At 75.8% G+C, this 17088-nt stretch carries 14 protein-coding genes, 2 tRNA genes and 1 pseudogene; 12 read left to right on the forward strand and 5 right to left on the reverse strand.

All coding sequences use genetic code 11. From position 1 onward, the window contains the following. Positions 1-197: 197 nt before the first annotated feature. The 5 genes and pseudogenes from PUR71_RS23465 to PUR71_RS23485 form a co-directional block, all read left to right on the forward strand. Positions 198-1337, forward strand: a pseudogene (locus PUR71_RS23465) (helix-turn-helix domain-containing protein); the annotation flags it as partial. A gap of 773 nt (positions 1338-2110) precedes the next feature. Continuing rightward, the gene (orn, locus tag PUR71_RS23470; protein ID WP_329929064.1) at positions 2111-2713 is read left to right on the forward strand and encodes an oligoribonuclease; all 603 of its coding nucleotides are present in this window, start codon (positions 2111-2113) and stop codon (positions 2711-2713) included. A 164-nt stretch (positions 2714-2877) separates the two neighbouring features. Beyond that, positions 2878-2953: transfer RNA gene (locus tag PUR71_RS23475), tRNA-His, on the forward strand. 132 nt (positions 2954-3085) lie between these two features. Then, positions 3086-3532: a DUF4442 domain-containing protein gene (locus tag PUR71_RS23480; protein ID WP_329929065.1), complete on the forward strand. Its 447-nt coding sequence runs from the start codon at positions 3086-3088 to the stop codon at positions 3530-3532. 109 nt (positions 3533-3641) lie between these two features. Continuing rightward, on the forward strand, positions 3642-4508 hold the full coding sequence (locus tag PUR71_RS23485) for a hypothetical protein (RefSeq protein ID WP_329929066.1): 867 nt from the start codon (positions 3642-3644) through the stop codon (positions 4506-4508). 157 nt (positions 4509-4665) lie between these two features. Here the strand turns inward: PUR71_RS23485 and PUR71_RS23490 are convergent, their stop codons facing one another. Together PUR71_RS23490 and PUR71_RS23495 are read right to left on the reverse strand one after the other, a co-directional pair. Next, positions 4666-5595 (reverse strand): spermidine synthase, encoded by a 930-nt coding sequence (locus PUR71_RS23490; RefSeq protein ID WP_329929067.1) that lies wholly within the window; start codon positions 5593-5595, stop codon positions 4666-4668. A gap of 122 nt (positions 5596-5717) precedes the next feature. Next, positions 5718-6233, reverse strand: a complete 516-nt coding sequence (locus tag PUR71_RS23495; protein ID WP_329929068.1) for a hypothetical protein — start codon at positions 6231-6233, stop codon at positions 5718-5720. 348 nt (positions 6234-6581) lie between these two features. On the opposite strand from PUR71_RS23495, the gene PUR71_RS23500 reads away from it, so the two are divergent. Then, positions 6582-8117 (forward strand): tetratricopeptide repeat protein, encoded by a 1536-nt coding sequence (locus tag PUR71_RS23500; protein WP_329929069.1) that lies wholly within the window; start codon positions 6582-6584, stop codon positions 8115-8117. A gap of 74 nt (positions 8118-8191) precedes the next feature. Here the strand turns inward: PUR71_RS23500 and PUR71_RS23505 are convergent, their stop codons facing one another. Continuing rightward, positions 8192-8848 carry a histidine phosphatase family protein gene (locus PUR71_RS23505; RefSeq protein WP_329929070.1) on the reverse strand — a complete coding sequence of 219 codons (657 nt, stop codon included), beginning with the start codon at positions 8846-8848 and terminating at the stop codon, positions 8192-8194. A gap of 221 nt (positions 8849-9069) precedes the next feature. On the opposite strand from PUR71_RS23505, the gene PUR71_RS23510 reads away from it, so the two are divergent. The 3 genes from PUR71_RS23510 (at position 9070) to PUR71_RS23520 (ending at position 13361) form a co-directional block, all read left to right on the forward strand. Beyond that, positions 9070-10248, forward strand: coding sequence for a hypothetical protein (locus tag PUR71_RS23510; protein ID WP_329929071.1), 1179 nt, complete (start codon positions 9070-9072; stop codon positions 10246-10248). A 111-nt stretch (positions 10249-10359) separates the two neighbouring features. Continuing rightward, the gene (locus PUR71_RS23515; RefSeq protein ID WP_329929072.1) at positions 10360-11988 is read left to right on the forward strand and encodes a hypothetical protein; all 1629 of its coding nucleotides are present in this window, start codon (positions 10360-10362) and stop codon (positions 11986-11988) included. An 8-nt stretch (positions 11989-11996) separates the two neighbouring features. Continuing rightward, positions 11997-13361 carry an AAA family ATPase gene (locus PUR71_RS23520; RefSeq protein ID WP_329929073.1) on the forward strand — a complete coding sequence of 455 codons (1365 nt, stop codon included), beginning with the start codon at positions 11997-11999 and terminating at the stop codon, positions 13359-13361. A gap of 13 nt (positions 13362-13374) precedes the next feature. On the opposite strand, the gene PUR71_RS23525 is transcribed toward PUR71_RS23520, so the two are convergent. Next, on the reverse strand, positions 13375-13686 hold the full coding sequence (locus tag PUR71_RS23525) for a hypothetical protein (protein ID WP_329929074.1): 312 nt from the start codon (positions 13684-13686) through the stop codon (positions 13375-13377). 243 nt (positions 13687-13929) lie between these two features. On the opposite strand from PUR71_RS23525, the gene PUR71_RS23530 reads away from it, so the two are divergent. The 3 genes from PUR71_RS23530 to PUR71_RS23540 all read left to right on the forward strand — a co-directional run bounded on the left by PUR71_RS23530 (position 13930) and on the right by PUR71_RS23540 (position 15164). Continuing rightward, positions 13930-14304: a hypothetical protein gene (locus PUR71_RS23530; RefSeq protein ID WP_329929075.1), complete on the forward strand. Its 375-nt coding sequence runs from the start codon at positions 13930-13932 to the stop codon at positions 14302-14304. Between the two features lie 160 nt (positions 14305-14464). Beyond that, positions 14465-15022 carry a bifunctional DNA primase/polymerase gene (locus tag PUR71_RS23535; RefSeq protein WP_329929076.1) on the forward strand — a complete coding sequence of 186 codons (558 nt, stop codon included), beginning with the start codon at positions 14465-14467 and terminating at the stop codon, positions 15020-15022. A 68-nt stretch (positions 15023-15090) separates the two neighbouring features. Beyond that, positions 15091-15164: transfer RNA gene (locus tag PUR71_RS23540), tRNA-Lys, on the forward strand. Between the two features lie 156 nt (positions 15165-15320). On the opposite strand, the gene pgi is transcribed toward PUR71_RS23540, so the two are convergent. After that, the gene (pgi, locus tag PUR71_RS23545) at positions 15321-16982 is read right to left on the reverse strand and encodes a glucose-6-phosphate isomerase (protein WP_329929077.1); all 1662 of its coding nucleotides are present in this window, start codon (positions 16980-16982) and stop codon (positions 15321-15323) included. Positions 16983-17088 lie beyond the last annotated feature (106 nt).

The following is a 17088-nucleotide window of genomic DNA, read 5'->3' on the forward strand; positions in this document are numbered from 1 at the left end:
CGGGGGCGCCCGTCGCCCCCGGTCTGCCCGTCGGGTCCACCGGCACGCTCGGCGGCCCCGGCCTCGGCGCCGGCCCGGGCGTCGCGGGCGGGCACGGCCCGTTCGGACACGGCGGCCCGCACGGCCCGGCCCACGGTGGTGCCCACGGCGGCCCGCTCGGCGAGCGGTCCGGCGCGAACGGTTCCGCGACCCCGGTGATGACCGCCGCGCCGCGCAAGCTGTCCGGCCGCCGCCGCCGCGAGACCGTCGCGGTGCTGATCTTCGGCGGCGCCCCGATCTTCGAGAGCTCGATCCCGCTCTCGGTGTTCGGAGTGGACCGTCAGGACGCCGGAGTGCCGCGCTACCGCCTGCTGGTGTGCGCCGGGGAGGAGGGCCCGCTCGCCACCACAGGCGGCCTCACCCTCTCCGCCCCCTACGGCCTGGAGGCCCTGGCCCGGGCCGGCACGATCGTCGTACCGGCCTGGCGGTCGATCTCGCAGCCGCCGCCGGTCGAGGCGATCACCGCCCTGCGCAAGGCGCACCACGAGGGCGCGCGGATCATCGGCCTGTGCACCGGCGCGTTCGTGCTCGCCGCGGCCGGCCTGCTCGACGGACGCCCGGCGACCACCCACTGGATGTACGCCCCGACCCTCGCCAAGCGCTACCCGCGGGTCCACGTCGACCCGCGCGAGCTCTTCGTCGACGACGGCGACGTGCTGACCTCGGCCGGCACCGCCGCCGGCATCGACCTCTGCCTGCACGTGGTGCGCAGCGACCACGGCGCCGAGGCCGCCAACGCGCTCGCCCGCCGGCTGGTGGTGCCGAGCCGCCGCAGCGGCGGAGGACAGGCCCAGTACATCGATCAGTCTTTACCGGAGGAGATCGGCAACGACCCGCTGGCCGAGGTGGTCACGTGGGCGCTGGAGAACCTCAACCAGCAGTTCGACGTCGAGGTGCTGGCGGCTCGCGCCTACATGAGCCGGCGCACCTTCGACCGGCGGTTCCGCACGCTCACCGGCAGTGCGCCGCTGCAGTGGCTGATCACCCAGCGGGTGCTCCAGGCGCAGCGGTTGCTGGAGACGTCGGAACTGTCGGTGGACGACGTCGCGCGGCGGTGCGGGTTCCGTTCACCGGTGGCGCTGCGCGGGCACTTCCGCCGTCAGCTCGGGGTCTCTCCGGCCGCCTACCGGACCGGCTACCGGGCCCGCCGGCCCGGCGTGCAGCCCACGGGACAGGCCGGTCCGCACGGCGCGGTCGTCGCGACGGCGGCGGGGGGCGGCGCGTTCGGCGGGGTGCACGGCCAGCCACCTGCGCACGCGTTCCCGGCGGCAGCCGGCGGACCGGTGCTGCCCGCGCAGCACGGTCAGCACCCGCAGCACGGGCAGGCGGCGGCGCACGGTCAGCCGGGCGGCCACGGTCAGCCGGGCGGCCACGGTCAGGCCGGTGCGCACGGGCAGCCGGGTCCGTTCGGTCCCGGTCCGGCCGGCGGGCAGGCCCCGCAGCCGCACCACGCGCGCCCCGGTCAGCCGTACCCGTACCAACAGGCAGCGCAGCAGCCGTACCCCGGGCAGCAAGGTGCGGCGCGCGGTCCGGTGCGGCCGCCGCTCGTGCCGCCGCAAGCCGGTCCGGGCGCGGGCCGTCCGCCGCGCACGGCCGAGCACGCGGCGGCCGAGGACGGGCTCCCGCAGCCGGGCGCGCGCGGCCAGGGCCAGGGCCACCGGAGCGCGGTCGAGCGACCGGCGGACGAACCGGGTGGCGCCGGGGCGGCGCGCGGTCACGGCTCGCCCGGCGGGCAGCCGGTGTCCGGCGGCGACGTCCGGTCGCGCCAGGCCAGGGCGCCGCAGGTCCGTCCGCAGGGCGGGCGCGCCGCGGCGGCCGACGGTGGCCGCGCGGCACGGGACGCCAGGACCGGACGGGACGGCCACCCCGTCCGCCCGGGCCGGGAGGCCGACCACACCGAGGCCGACCACACCGGTGCAGCGGACCACGGCGACCTCGGTGAGCATGGCGACCGCGGTGAGCACGCGGAGGGCCTCGGACAGGACGAACGTTCCGCCGAGGCGCTCGCCCAGGCCCCCCGCTCGGCTCCACCGGTCCCCGCGGCGCGTGATCGCGCCGTAGGGTGAGTTGCGTGAATGACCGTTTGGTATGGATCGACTGTGAAATGACCGGCCTCGACCTCGACCGGGACGCCCTGGTCGAGGTCGCGGCGCTGGTGACGGACTCCGAGCTGAACATCCTCGGCGAGGGCGTCGACGTCATCATCCGCCCGCCCGCGGAGGCGCTGGCGAACATGCCCGAGGTGGTGCGCGCGATGCACACCTCCTCCGGGCTGCTCGACGAGCTCGAGCACGGGGTGACGCTCGCCGAGGCCGAGGAGCGGGTGCTCGCGTACGTGCGCCAGCACGTGCCGGAGGCCGGCAAGACGCCGCTGTGCGGGAACTCGGTCGCCACCGACCGCGGCTTCCTGGCGCGGGACATGCCCGCCCTGGAGGGGCACCTGCACTACCGGATCGTGGACGTCTCCTCGATCAAGGAGCTGTCCCGCCGCTGGTACCCGAAGGCGTACTACAACAGCCCGCAGAAGGGCGGCAACCACCGCGCGCTCGCGGACATCCGCGAGAGCATCGACGAACTGCGGTACTACCGCGAGGCGGTGTTCGTCCCCCAGCCCGGCCCGGACACGGACACCGCGCGCGCGATCGCCGAGAAGTACCGGCCCGCCGCGGACTGACCCGCCGCGAAGGCCCGCGTGCCACCCCTCCCGGAACTCGCCGGGAGGGGTGGGAGGGGTCCGGGGGCGCCCGGGGAAGCCCTGGCGCGAGCACCCTCTCGGATCCTGTAGAGTTCTTCCTGTCGGAACGGGAACGCGAAGAGCGGGAACGAGCCGGACAGATGGTGGGTGTAGCTCAGTTGGTAGAGCACCTGGTTGTGGTCCAGGTGGCCGCGGGTTCGAGTCCCGTCACTCACCCCACGAGCCCGAGGGGCCGATCTCTTCAAGAGGTCGGCCCCTCGGGCGTTTTCGCGTTCCCTCACATCGGCTTCCCGCGCCGCCCGTCGGACACGGGCCTGTCGCCGGAAGCTACCGAGCAGTAACATCGTCCGCATGACGACACCTTCGATCGGCCAGATGCTCGACGCCACCGTCCCGATGGCGCGCACCCTCAAGCTCGAGTACCTGGAGACCACCCCGGAGCGCGCCGTGCTCCGGCTGCCCGACCAGCCCGAGTACCACAACCACGTCGGCGGGCCGCACGCTGGCGCGATGTTCACCCTCGCCGAGTCCGCGAGCGGTTGCATCGTGCTCGCCGCCTTCGGCGACCAGCTCTCGCGCGCCGTGCCGCTCGCCGTCAACGCCGAGATCGCGTACAAGAAGCTCGCGATGGGCGAGGTCACGGCGACCGCCGTGCTGGGCCGCCCTGCCGCCGACATCGTCGCCGAGCTGGACGCGGGCGAGCGCCCGGAGTTCCCCGTCACCGTCGAGATCACCCGCGCCGACGGCGCCGTCACCGGTGTGATGACGGTCACTTGGACCCTGCGCCCCAACTCCTGACCGCCGCGCGGTCCGTGGCCCCGGGACGGCGCTCCCGGGGCCGTCCGCGCGATGACTGTCCGTGACGGCCGGCGTGACCTCACGGGTCGTCCGCTCGTTCTCAACTCACATGCGAGCCAATCACGCCACGCGGCACCAGGAACCCGACCCCCTCGGCGTCACCGGCGCCCGGCGCGCGGCCGGCCGGTGGCTCCGCCGCCCCCGCGTCGTCGCGGTCGGCGGGGCGCTGCTCGCACAGCTCTGGGGCGTCGGCGCCACCGGCGCGTTCGCGGCCACGGCCGATCCACTGCCCGCCCCCGCCGACACCGCCGTCCGGCGCGCCCTGCACGGCACGCCGGGGCAGCACGACAAGGAGCAGGCCGAACGCCCCGGCGCTCCCGCCCGGACGTCCGCCCCGACCTCCCCCGGGCTGGTCGACGGACCGGCCGGCACCACCGGGACCGTCAACGGCGGCCTACAGGAACGCATCCGGGCCGGCGGCCTGCCGCTCCCCGGCCAGCGGGCGGCCGTGCCCGACGCCTTCGCCCTCGCCTCCGGTCTCCTCGGCACGGTGCCGCCCCAGGGCCGGCCCACCGGAACGCCCGGCGCCCGCGAGGGCGGAGCCGCCAGGGCCACGGCCGCCCCCGGCGAGCACGGCGGGACGCGGTCCGCGCACCCCGCGGGCCCGGCGTCGACGGCGCGCAAGGCCGAACCGGCCCCTGCCGAACCCACGCCCGCGGCGCCGTCGGGCACCACCGCCGAGCCCCCGACGCCCGGCGCCACGCCCGGCAGCGGGCACACCGGGCAGACGTCCAGCGCCTCCGCGATCGCCGTTCCCGGGACGCCTTCGGCCGTCGCGCTCGCCGACACGGCCACCGTGACCGCCGGCAAGGACGGCTCCGGCACGGCCACCGCCGTCCTCACGCCCATCGCCGCCGGGCTCCTGCTCACGGGGGCGGCGATGTGGAAGCACCGCGGACTGCCACGGGGGCACTGACCGGGCGGAGGCAGGGCGGGGACGGGGCGGGACCCCTTGCCGGGAGGAGGAGTTCACCGCCCGGGTCGGACACGACTTGAGCGCGGCGGCGGGCTCGGCCGAGCGGGCGCGGCGGGAAGACCAGGCCGGACGAAAGTCCGGCTCGGCGCACCGTCCGTCAGCGGAAGACGCCCGCCGGCGGGGCCGGGGACGGCACGGCCGTGGCATCCGTCACGGGGGCGGCGCCGGCGGTGAACGCGGCCAGGGGCGGGCCGTGTTCGACGCGGGCGAGGGCGGAGTCGGTGGCCACGCGGCGCGTGAGGTCGGCGACCGGGAGGGGGGTGTGGGCCGCGGCCAGGATCAGGTTGCCGAAGCGCTTGCCGCGCAGGACCGCCGGGTCGGCGACGAGGCAGAGTTCGGGGAAGACCGCGCCCAGCGTGGCGACCTGGGCGCGCGCGAACGGGAGGGCGGAGCCGTCGGCCATGTTCGCCGCGTACCAGCCGCCGGGGGCGAGCGCGCGGGAGGCGAGCGTCGCGAACTCGACGGTGGTGCAGTGCGCGGGGGTGCGGGCGCCGGAGAAGACGTCGGTGATCACCAGGTCGACGCTGCCCTCCGGGGTCCGCTCCAGCACCCCGCGGGCGTCGGCTCCGCGGACCTTGATCTGCCAGCCGCGCTCCAGCGGGAGTTCGGCACGGACCAGTTCGGTGAGCGCCGTGTCGATCTCGGCGACCTGTTGCCGCGAGCGCGGGCGGGTCGCCGCGACGTAGCGGGCGAGGGTGAGGGCGCCGCCGCCGAGGTGGAGGACGGTCAGCGGGCGGCCGGGCGGGGCGACGAGGTCTATCAGGTGGCCGAGCCGGCGCTGGTACTCGAAGCCGAGGTGGGTCGGGTCCGCGAGGTCGACCATCGACTGCGGGGCGCCGTCGATCAGCAGGGACCACGCGGCGGGGCGGTCCCGGTCCGGGCGGAGCTCGGCCAGACCGGAACCGACGGGGCTGGTCAGCGGCCCCTGGGCGTGGCGGCGGCCGCCGGGCCCGGTGGTGTCGGGCTGCGGCTGCGCCGTCGCGCGGCCCCGGTCGGTGCCGCGCGCGGCCCTGCTGCTTCGTCCCATGACAGCCATTATCGGCGCAGGTCGATGGGACCACTCGAACTGGCGATCGTCCGTGGGCGTGCTGGGTGGATCCGGCCGGAAGAACGGGCGGGAGGCCCGGCGGGATCCGCACGGCACGCCCGCTAGAACGGGCCGAGGCCGCCGGCGGTCAGCGTGCAGGCGGCCTCGCAGAGCGCGGAGCGCAGCACCCACGCGTCGGTGGGGCGGGTGGAGCCGTCGGCGGCGGCCGGGGGCATCACCCAGCGCGGGTCCGCCGGGGGCAGCAGCAGGGCGCCGGGCGTGCACGCGCTGCCGGGCAGGTGCCACGTGTCACAGGTGCCGGCCGGGACGTAGAAGGAGACGGTGCTGCCGCTGCGGCTCTGCAGGACGGCGCCACACGCGCGGCGCAGGCGCAGGATGTCGACCGCCTCCAGCCCGTGCCGCACGGCGACGGTCACGGTGTCGTAGCCGGGGAGGACGGTGCCCTCGCCGGCGGTATGCCGGAGGCCGGGGCCCCGGCCTCCGCGGTGGGCGCGGCCGCCCTCGGCCGGCCCTCGGCCGGGGATCCGGTCGTCGGCGGGATCGGGGAGCAGGGCGGGGACGGCGCCGGAGACCACACCTCCGACGGCAGGTCGGTACTGCGGCAGTCCGGTGGCCATCACGGGCCCTCCTGTCACCTCGTGGGATCGGAAGCCGGGCCGCCGGGAGGCCCCGGACGGTCCGGGGATGTGGGGAGCGCCGGAGGGGGCGGCGGGGCCGGGGGCGGCGGCCTGGGTTCCACGTACCAGGACAACGCCGCAACCTCGCCGCAGGCCACGGGGCGCCTTACAGCAAGGCATGGCATTTCATGGCAGATCTCGGCAACTGTGCCCGTTTTGTACCGGATTGACCATACATCGGATGAGAACACGCCGTGGCCGACCGGTGACTCCCGGTACTGTCGGTGGCGGGCCGGGTGATCCGTTCGGAGCGCCCGGCCACACCCCCGCACCTCCACGGAGCGCACCATGGCAGCCACCCCACCGGCCGAGCCGACCCGCCCGTCACCCAACACCGTGATGCGCGCGCTGCGCGGCGACCGCTCACCCGGCGAGTTCGCCACCGCCGTGCGCCGCGCCGCCCGCGAGATCGGGGAGCACGTCTCCTGCGACGCCCGCTACGTCGGACGGGTCGAGGCCGGCGAGATCCGCTGCCCCAACTACGCCTACGAGCGCGTGTTCCGGCACATGTGGCCGGGCCGCTCGCTCACCGACCTCGGCTTCGCCCCCAGGACCTCTGTCCGCCGCCGCTCAGCGGACAGCGCCCGGGGCGACGCGCCACCCCCGCTCCACCCTCCGTTCCCGACCCTGCCCGCCCCGCGCTCGCCACTCTCCACCCAACTCCCGTACGCTGCCTCGCCGTACGCGGATCCGCCCGCCCCGGACGGCCCGCCGTGGCCGCTCTGCGCGGCGGTGCCCCGAGGGCCCGCCGGACCGCACCTTCTCGACGAGGAGAACGACGACGTGCGTCGCCGTACGTTCCTGACCGGCGGCGCGGCCGCCCTGGCCACCGCGATCGGATTCGACCGGCCCGCCGCGGCCGCACCCGGGCCCGGGGGCGGCGCCCTGGTGCCCGGCCGCAGCGCCCCGGTGCCGCTGCGCAAGGTCGGCGCCGCCGAGGTGCTGGGCGTCGAACAGGCCGTCCGGGACATCCGGCTCGCCGACGACGTGCACGGCGGCGACACCCTGTTCGAGCTGGCCGGGCAGTCGCTGCGGAGGGCCTACGTACTGCTCAACGAGGGCGAGTACAGCGCCGAGACCGAGCGCCGACTTCAGGCCGGGGCGGGCGAACTCGCCATCTCCGTCGGCTGGCTGGCCCACGACTCCAACCGGCTCGCGGACGCCCGCTCGCTCTACGCCGAGGCGCTCGCCACCGCCCGGATGGCCGGCGACTCGGCCCTGGAGGCGCACGTCTTCTGCAACAGCGCCTTCCTCGCCCGGGACGCCGGCCGCCCGCGCGAGGCGCTGCGCGCCGCCCAGGCCGGGCAGGCCGCCGCCCGCCACCTCGACTCCGACCGGCTCCTCGCGCTGCTCGCCATGCGCGAGGCCGGCGGCTGGGCGCTCCTGCAGGACCGTTCCGCCTGTGAGCGCGCGATCGCCCGCGCGTACACGCTGTTCGACCTCGGGCCCTGCGAGGCCGACCCGGAATGGATGTCCTTCTTCGGCGAGGCCGAGATCGCCGGGCTCCAGTCCCAGTGCTGGTCCGCCCTCGGCGACTGGGACCGGGCCAGCGAGCAGGCCGGGCTCGCCATAACGCTCCAGGAGCCGCACTTCGTCCGCAACCGGGTGCTGTACACCGCCGAGCTCGCCCACGACCGGCTCGGCCGGGGCGACCTCGCGGGCGCCGCGCACCACGGCTCGGCCGCCGTGGCGCTGTTCGGCGAGGTCCGCTCCGCCCGGATCCGGAGCATGCTCGCGCACACCGCCGAACGGCTGCGGCCGCACGGTGCGGTGCCGGAGGTCGGCGGGTTCCTGGCCGCGTACGACGTGGCGGCCGCGGCCTGAGCGGGCCTCCCGGCCGTCCGCAGGTGGCCTCCGGTCCGCAGGTGGCCTCCGGTCCATCGGTGGCCGGCGGTCCGTCAGTGGCCGGTGGCCAGGCCCTCCAGGTGGGAGAGGTCGTTCCAGACCTCGACCGCGGGCGCACCGTACTCCCAGGACAGGACGCACAGGGCCGCCGTGCCGAGCTTGAAGCGCTGGGCGAACTCCGGCGGCAGGCCGAGCCAGCGGGCGGTCAGGATCCGGAGCAGGTGGCCGTGGGCGAAGAGGACCACGTCCCGGTCGGCGCAGTGCATGACGGTGGTGTCCGCGTCCGGAACGCCGTGCTCCTCGTTGAGGCCGGCGAGGAAGGCGTCCACCCGGGCCGCCACCTCGGAGAGCTTCTCGCCGCCCGGCACGCCGTCGCGCCAGATCAGCCAGCCCGGGTGGTCGGCGGCCCGGATGTCGGCGCCGGTGCGGCCCTCGTACTGGCCGTAGTCCCACTCGAGCAGCTCGGGGCGGTCCACGGCGCGGTCGCCGAAGCCGGCCAGCTCGCAGGTCTCCCGGGCCCGGCCGAGCGGGCTGGTGTAGACGAGCGCGTCCGGCAGCCCGTTCCAGGGCGCCTTGGCCAGTCGGGCACCGAGCGCCCGGGCCATCGCGCGGCCCTCCTCGGTGAGCGGGATGTCGGTGCGACCGGTGTGACGGCCGGTGGCGGACCACTCGGTCTCGCCGTGGCGGACCAGCACGATACGGGCGGGCATGGGGGGCTCCTCGCGACGGGGCGGCGGCAACGGTCGGTCTCACCCTTGAGCACCGGGCTCCATGATCCCTCACCCGCACGGTGGACACGACGCGGGCCGGGCGCAGCACCGGGGGCGGGGGCCCGCCGGGCCCCCGCCGGAGGCGGTCCGCGCACCGAACGGGCCGGAACGGGGTGATCCCCACCGGATTGTCGGACCCGGATGCGACACTGGGCCGCACCATGAACGTCTCGACGAACGCCCCCTCCCGTGGGCACTCTGAGCCGCTCGCCCGACGGCTCGCCGAACTGCGCGGTCCCGCGCCGCAGCGCAGTCTGAACGCCCGCTCCCTCGCCGCGCTCGCCGCCAATCCGGGCTGTCACCGCAGGGCCGTGCTGGACGCGGCCGGGGTGGACAAGGCGGCGCTCGCCTCCCGGCTCGGCCGGCCGGCGCCGTTCGGGCAGTCCCCGTTCGCGATCGCCCGCGGCGTGATCTTCGAGTCCCGGCTGAAGGCCGACGGCTACGCGGCACTGCTGGAGCCGCTGCGCCGCCACCTCGACCTCCCGCCGGACGGCGGCGCCCCACTGGTCGTCCCGGACCTCCTCCAGCGCTCGGGCCCCGCCGTGCGCGCGGACCGGACGGCCGAGGCGCTGGCGGCGGCCGCCGCGAGCCCGGAGGCCTGGACGCTGCTCGACCACCCGCTGCTGCGGCTCGACGTGGCCGGCAGCACCGCCTACCTGGAGCCGGACGCCGTCGTGGTGCACGGCGGGCGGTGCACGGTGGTCGAGATCAAGTCCTTCCCGGTGCTGGACGGCGCCGCCGATCCGGCCAAGGTCGGCGCCGCCGCCCGCCAGGCCGCGGTGTACGTGCTGGCACTGCAGCACGCGGCCGCCGCCCGGGCCGGCGAGGCGCTCACGCCCGACCCGTACGCCGAGCAGCGGCTGCCGGGCAGTCCCCGGCTGAGCGTGCTGCTGGTCTGCCCGAAGGACTTCGGCAACCGGCCGACCGCCGTCTCCGTCGACGTCCGCCGCGAACTCGCCACCACCCGGCGGCAGTTGAGTAGGATGACCGGGATCGGCCGCCTGCTGGAGGCGCTGCCGGAGGGCACCGCCTTCGACCTCGCGGTCGACGAGGAGGGCGCCCCGGCCCGTTCGGCCGACGAGCTGGCCGACTCGGTCGCGGCCGTGCCCGCCGCGTACAGCCCGGACTGCCTGTCCACCTGCGAGCTCGGCTTCCACTGCCGCGCCCAGGCCCGCTGCGGCGACCGGGTCGAGCAGCTGGGCCGCGGCGTGCGCGGCGAGCTGGGCAGCATCCGGACGGTGACGCAGGCGCTGGCGGCCGCCACCGGCGGCGGCACGGACGAGGCTGCCGAGCGGCTCGCGTACGCGGCCGCGCTGCGCGCCGAGGCCCTGGGGAAGTGACCGGTCACATGAGCGAGCACGACGAGCTCGTCGGCAGAGACCGCGCATGGGCGAACGCCCCTGCCGGGCGAGGCGAGGCGGACGCGTGAACGAGCGATTCTTCGAGGGGTCATGAGCCTGCTGACCACCCTGGCCCGGCTGGAGGCCGTCCGCAGCGGGCGGGCCGAGCCGCTGGCCACCGTCCGCCACCGGCACCTGTCCGACCGGCCGATGGTGCTCGTCCCGCTGACCGCCGCCGGCGAGTCGGGCGCGCCGCTGGCCGTCATGCTCGGCACCGACCGGGACGCGCCCCGGCTGCACCTGGTGCCGCAGCCGCTCAACCGCACGCTGCGCTTCGACTTCCTGGCCGAGCTGGCCGCCGATCTCCTGCCCTACCTGGAGTCCTTCGGGGCCGAGGTCGAGCAGATCGAGGGTTCCGAGAAGGACCCGGAGACCGGCGAGAAGACCCAGGTGTTCCGCGAGCTGTGCGCCGACGCGCCGCAGCTGGTCGTTCCGAACGGCGCGGGCGTGCACCACCTCGCGCTGATCGGCCGCTCGACCCGCTTCCGCCGCACGGTCGAGGACGACGAGCCGGGCCCGTACCCGGCGCCGGCGCGGGTGCCGCTGCTCGGCCGCTGGCTGACCCACCTCACCGACCGGGCCCAGGTGCCCGGTTCCAGCCTGCTGCTCCCGATGACCGGCCTGCTGGCCCGGCACTGGGCGACCGGCCAGAGCCACCTGGAGGACCAGCACCTCGCGGCCCGGCTGGCCTGGCACTTCCCGCCGGAGGGCCTCGGCGGGGCCGAGGCGGCCGAGCGGGCCGAGTCCGCCCGGGACGAGCGGGGGCAGCTGCTGCACCCGCCGGCCGGTCCGGCGACCGACCCGGCCTTCGACAGCGTCGTGCTCGGCCCGGCGATCGCCCGGTACGACGCCGCCGCGTCGGCGCTGCAGCACAGCACCGAGCAGCGGGACGACGCGGCCGCCGCGCGCGCCCGCGAGGCCGTCCGGGAGGCCGTCGAGCAGCTGCGCGGCGCGCTGTCCGCCGTGCTGCTGCCCACCTGGCACGACGTGTGGCGCGGCATCGACCTGCTGCGCTCGCTGCCTCCGGCCGGACACCTGGCGGAGCGCTGGACGGGCGACCGCTGGTCCTACACCGGCCACCGGGACCGCCTGGCGGCCGGCGAGCCGCCGCAGCCCCGGCAGGACGACGCGGTGACGGCCGCCCGCAAGCTCGCCCAGCGCGAGCGCGAGCAGGCCAGGCTGGACGTCCAGGAGGCGCTGGACGATCCGCTGGCGATGGCCGAACACCGGCTGGCGGGCGAGGCGTTCACGGGCGTGGTGACGGACGTCGTGCCCGACTACGACACCTCCGGCCGCTCCCCCAAGCCGCGGCCGCTGGTCACCCTGCGCACCGACGACCGCCCGCACGCCGACCTCGGCCGCGAGGCGCACCGGGTGTGGGGGTCCCCCCGGCCGGAGACCGGGGGCGGCCCGTCCGCGCAGAAGGCCGAGATCGTCGCGGCCGACCCGGCGCAGGGCACGATCACCCTGCGGATCCTGTCCGGGATGGGCCGCAAGAAGGAGCCCGAGCCGGGCAGCCTGCCCGAGGCCGGCGAGACGGTCACGTTCACCCTCTTCGAGCTGACCGTCCGCCAGTCCGCGCCGCTGCCCGATCCGGACGACACCCCGTGGACGCACGGCGGCCCGCCCGGCGCCGCACCCGAGTCCCCGGGCCCCGCGGCCGACTTCGACTGGGAGTGAGCAAGCGCGTGACCGAGCAGAGCTCAGCGGACCGGAGCCCGGGCGCGGCCGCCGACGCCGCCGTGGCCCGGATCCTGGCCGCGACCGTCCACCCGCCGACCGGTGCCCCGCGCGGCGTGGTGGTGGACTCGCCGCCCGGTGCCGGGAAGTCGACGCTCGTGGTGCGCGCCGCCCGGGAGCTGGTCGGGGCGGGCGAGCGGCTGATGATCGTCGCCCAGACCAACGGCCAGGTGGACGACCTGGTCGGCCGACTCGCCGAGAAGGCGCCGGACCTGACGATCGGCCGGCTGCACGCCGCCGACGCCAGGCCGGGCCCGGAGGTGCTGCGGCACGCCAACGTGACCCCGTCCGACAAGGTCGCGGACCTGGTCGAGCACGACGTCGTGATCTCCACCTCCGCCAAGTGGCAGTGGGTGCGGGCCGAGGCGCCGTGGCGGCACGCGATCGTCGACGAGGCCTACCAGATGCGCTCGGACGCGCTGCTCGCGGTGGCCCGGCTGTTCGAGCGGGCGCTGTTCGTCGGTGACCCGGGCCAGCTGGACCCGTTCACCGTGGTCGGCACCGAGCAGTGGGCGGGCCTGTCGTACGACCCGTCGAGCAGCGCGGTGGTCACGATGCTGGCGCACAACCCGCAGATCGAGCCGCACCGGCTGCCGGTCTCGTGGCGGCTGCCGGCCAGCGCGGCGCCGCTGATCTCGGACGCCTTCTACCCGTACACCCCGTTCCGCTCCGGCACCGGCCCGGACGACCGCCGGCTCACCGCCGCCGTCCGTCCGGACGGCTCGGCGCTGGACGCGGCGATCGACCGGGCCGCCGAGCACGGCTGGGCGCTGCTGGAGCTGCCCGCCCGGCACACCGTGCGGACCGACCCGCAGGCGGTGGCGGCCGTCGCGGCGACCGTGCGCCGGCTCCTGGAGCGCGGGCTGAGCGCGCACTCCGAGCAGGGCGAGGCCCCGCTCACCGCGGACCGGATCGCGGTCGGCACGGCCCACCGGGACCAGGCGGCGGCCGTGCGCGCGGCCCTGCTCAAGGTGGGCGTGCCGGTGGACGGGACGACCGGCCCGGCGGTCACCGTGGACACCGCGAACCGGCTGCAGGGCCGCGAGTACGACGTCACCGTCGTCCTCCACCCGCTGTCCGGGCGGCCCGACGCCACCGCCTTCCACCTGGAGACCGGCCGGCTCTGCGTGCTCGCCTCCCGCCACCGCCACGCGTGCATCGTGGTGGCCCGGGCCGGGATCGCCGAGCTGCTGGACGAGCACCCGTCCACGGAGCCGGTGCAGCTGGGCGTCTCGGTCAGGTTCCCGGACGGCTGGGAGGCGAACCACCAGGTGCTGCACCACCTGTCCGGACACCGGGTGGGGCTGCGCTGAGCCCCGGGTGCGGTCAGTCCTCGGTCTCGCAGACGGCGAAGGCCACGACCGTCCCGTACTCGGCCCGCGCTGCCCAGCCGTTGGCATCGTCCGAAGGGCCGTTGAAGACCACGGCGTCATCGTTCCGGGCCGGGGTGAACCGGTATCCGCCACCGGTCAGGTGGGTGCCGGCCGGGCAGGTGGCCACCGAACGGCCGCCCGGGGTACTGACCTGCCCGGTCACCACCTTCGCCGACTCGGCGGCGGAGGCCGAGGGCGCCGCGGCCAGGCCGAGGACGGGGACGGCCAGCAGGACACCGACGGAGAGGATCTTCGGACGACACATGGGGATGCTCCCGGTTCTGCGATCGGTCGGCATGACGTGACGCCCTTCCAACGGTTCGCAGGCGACCGGGACACCCGGCGCTCGAAGCACTCCCCCGGGCGCGCACGGGGGAATAGCGCCCGCACGCGCACCGTTCCGTCATCGGCCGCCTCCGCGCGACAATGGACGACGGCCCCGACCGGGCGGCGCGGCCCCGGAGCAACCGCCGTCCGCCCCACACCGAGCACCCGGAGGTGTCCGTCCATGCCCGACTCCCACGCGATGGCGTCCGAATCCGGTGGTCCGTCCGCGCCGGCCCGGCGGCTGCGTCCGGCGCAGCTGCTGTTCGAGCCGCAGGCGGCCGAGCCGGAGGCGGAACGCTTCTTCGACCTGGAGTCGATCGACGACCCCGCGGAGCTGCTGCGCCGCTCCACCGAGCTCGCCCTGGCGTTCCGCGCCGCCGCCGAGCGGGCCACGGACTTCCAGGCGGTCGCCGCCGCGCAGCTCGCGGACCCGCGCCGCTTCGACGCGCTGTCGACGGACGACGTCGCGCAGCGGGCCGACTGGACCCCCGACTACGCCGCCAAGATGATCGAGTACGGCCGCGGCCTGCTCCAGCCGCGTCGCCACGAGGACTGACCCCCGGACCGGCGCCATCCGGCCCTCCCGGCACCCGAGGCTCCGGAAACTCGCCCCTGGCATATGCGCGGGGCGGAAGAGTACGCCGCCGCGCGCCGGCCTGTCCGGCGAACGGCCCTTTCCGTCCGCCCGCGCCCGCGCAGCGCGCACGCTGCTGTGCGTGGAGATCTGGACCTATCAGTCGGTGGAGTACGTCACCGTGGCCGGGGAGGCTTGGCTGGCCTCGGCGAGCGAGTACCCGCGCAGCATGCGCGCGCTGTGGGAGTCCCGCCCGTGGGCGCCGTCGGTGCTGCCGTGCGGGCGGGCGTTCGACGTGATCAGCATGCCGTCCCTGTTCGGCCGCCGGGTGCTGGACGAGCTGTGGGCCTCCGGGCCCGGCTGCGGCCCGGTCGCCGCCTACCGAGGGCGGACCCTGCTCTTCGTCCAGCCGGGCGCCGCGCCCCGGCTGCGCCGACTGCTGGCCTGGGAGGAGTGGGCCCGGGACGTCCCGCCGCTGCTGTGCCACGGCAAGGGCGACACGGTGACGGTGCCGCCGGTGCAGCGGATGGTGCACGGCCCGGACTCCCCCGGGCTGGGCGCCGGCCGGTGGATCGTCGCCCCGGAGGACCGGGAGCCGTGGCTGCCGGGCGCCTCGGTGGTGCTGTGGGCGTGCGTCCGGGCCTCTCGCGAGCCGGTCGTCACGGCGGGGGCCGCCGGGCCGGCGGTGACCGGGGGGTGAATCGCGCGAGACCCGTATTCGATTTTGGCGCGGGCCGGGGCCGCTGCTAGAGTCTTCTCTGTCAGCAGGCGCCGCTAGCTCAGTTGGTTAGAGCAGCTGACTCTTAATCAGCGGGTCCGGGGTTCGAGTCCCTGGCGGCGCACAGACAGCCGGAGGGCCCCTTGCGAAAGCAAGGGGCCCTCCGGCGTTTCCGCGTCCTTCGACACCGGGACACCCGAGGCACCGGGACGCCCGAGGCGTCCGCGGGGTCCGGCGTCCGCCGGGCCGCCCGCCCGCGGGGGACGGGCGGCCCGACGGCTCAGCGCCCGCGCAGCGCGCGGTAGCGGGCGACCAGCTCGGCGGTGGAGCTGTCCAGCCGGTCGGCGCCCTCGCCGGAGAGCAGCACCGGCTCGATCCGCTTGGCGAGCACCTTGCCCAGCTCGACGCCCCACTGGTCGAAGGAGTCGATGTTCCAGATCGCGCCCTGCACGAACACCTTGTGCTCGTAGAGCGCGACCAGCTGGCCGAGCACCGACGGGGTCAACTCACCGGCCAGCACGGTGGTGGTCGGGTGGTTGCCCTTGAACGTCTTGTGCGGGACGAGCTCGGCCGGCACGCCCTCGGCCGCGACCTCCTCGGCGGTCTTGCCGAAGGCGAGCGCCTGGGTCTGGGCGAAGAAGTTGGCCAGCAGCAGGTCGTGCTGCGGGACCAGCCCCGGGAGCAGGTCGGCGACCGGCCGCGCGAAGCCGATGAAGTCCGCCGGGATCACCTTGGTGCCCTGGTGCAGCAGCTGGTAGTAGGCGTGCTGGCCGTTGGTGCCCGGGGTGCCCCAGACGACCGGGCCGGTCTGCCAGTTCACCGGGTTGCCCGCGCGGTCCACCGACTTGCCGTTGGACTCCATGTCGAGCTGCTGGAGGTAGGCGGTGAACTTGGACAGGTAGTGCGAGTAGGGCAGCACCGCGTGCGCCTGCGCGTCGAAGAACGCGCCGTACCAGACGCCGAGCAGGCCCAGCAGCAGCGGGACGTTCTCCTCCGGCGGGGCGGTGCGGAAGTGCTCGTCGACGAGGTGGAAGCCGTCCAGCATCTCGCGGAAGGCGTCCGGGCCGATGGCGAGCATCAGCGAGAGGCCGATCGCGGAGTCGTAGGAGTAGCGGCCGCCGACCCAGTCCCAGAACTCGAACATGTTGGCCGTGTCGATGCCGAAGTCCTGCACGCCCTCGGCGTTGGTGGACAGCGCGACGAAGTGCTTGGCCACCGCCTCGGTGCCGGCCTGCAGCCCGTCGAGCAGCCAGGAGCGGGCCGAGACCGCGTTGGTGATGGTCTCGATGGTGGTGAAGGTCTTCGAGGCGACGATGAACAGCGTCTCGGCCGGGTCCAGGTCCCGGACGGCCTCGTGCAGGTCGGCGCCGTCCACGTTGGACACGAAGCGGACGTCGAGGTCGCGCTTGGTGAAGGAGCGCAGCACCTCGTAGGCCATGGCCGGGCCGAGGTCGGAGCCGCCGATGCCGATGTTGACGACGGTGCGGATCGGCTTGCCGGTGTGGCCCGTCCACTCGCCGCCGCGGACCCGCTCGGCGAAGACGGCCATCTTGTCGAGGACGGCGTGCACGGCGGGCACGACGTTCACGCCGTCGACCTCGACGACGGCGCCGCGCGGGGCGCGCAGCGCGGTGTGCAGGACGGCGCGCCGCTCGGTGGTGTTGATCTTCTCACCGCGGAACATCGCGTCCCGCAGCTCGGCGACGCCGGTGGCCGCGGCGAGCTCGCGCAGCAGCTCCAGGGTCTCGTCGGTGACCAGGTGCTTGGCGTAGTCGACGTGCAGGTCGCCGACCTCGAGGGTGTAGCGGCGACCGCGCTCGGGGTCGGCGGCGAACAGCTCGCGCAGGTGGGTGTCGCCGAACTCGGCGCGGTGCTTGCCGAGGGCGGCCCACTGCGGGGTGCGGTCGAGCGGCGTGCGGGCGTCGGCGCTGGTCTCCGACATCGGTGTTCCTCGATTCATCTGGGTGCAGATACCGGCAGGGCCAGGCGGTGAGGGTCTCTTCGCGAGGTCGTGCGGGCTCCGGTGGTGCGCCGACTCCGTTGACGGC

Source organism: Streptomyces sp. SP17BM10, assembly GCF_036322405.1.
Classification (GTDB): Bacteria; Actinomycetota; Actinomycetes; order Streptomycetales; family Streptomycetaceae; genus Kitasatospora.

Bases quoted from the DNA above. Each gene is read 5' to 3' on its own strand.
- PUR71_RS23490 (WP_329929067.1), bottom strand. From the start codon at position 5,595: ATGGGACGAAGCAGCAGGGCCGCGCGCGGCACCGACCGGGGCCGCGCG.
- pgi (WP_329929077.1), bottom strand. From the start codon at position 16,982: ATGTCGGAGACCAGCGCCGACGCCCGCACGCCGCTCGACCGCACCCCG.
- PUR71_RS23485 (WP_329929066.1), top strand. From the start codon at position 3,642: ATGCGAGCCAATCACGCCACGCGGCACCAGGAACCCGACCCCCTCGGC.
- PUR71_RS23515 (WP_329929072.1), top strand. From the start codon at position 10,360: ATGAGCCTGCTGACCACCCTGGCCCGGCTGGAGGCCGTCCGCAGCGGG.
- PUR71_RS23500 (WP_329929069.1), top strand. From the start codon at position 6,582: ATGGCAGCCACCCCACCGGCCGAGCCGACCCGCCCGTCACCCAACACC.
- PUR71_RS23510 (WP_329929071.1), top strand. From the start codon at position 9,070: ATGAACGTCTCGACGAACGCCCCCTCCCGTGGGCACTCTGAGCCGCTC.
- PUR71_RS23505 (WP_329929070.1), bottom strand. From the start codon at position 8,848: ATGCCCGCCCGTATCGTGCTGGTCCGCCACGGCGAGACCGAGTGGTCC.
- PUR71_RS23530 (WP_329929075.1), top strand. From the start codon at position 13,930: ATGCCCGACTCCCACGCGATGGCGTCCGAATCCGGTGGTCCGTCCGCG.
- PUR71_RS23480 (WP_329929065.1), top strand. From the start codon at position 3,086: ATGACGACACCTTCGATCGGCCAGATGCTCGACGCCACCGTCCCGATG.
- PUR71_RS23525 (WP_329929074.1), bottom strand. From the start codon at position 13,686: ATGTGTCGTCCGAAGATCCTCTCCGTCGGTGTCCTGCTGGCCGTCCCC.
- PUR71_RS23495 (WP_329929068.1), bottom strand. From the start codon at position 6,233: ATGGCCACCGGACTGCCGCAGTACCGACCTGCCGTCGGAGGTGTGGTC.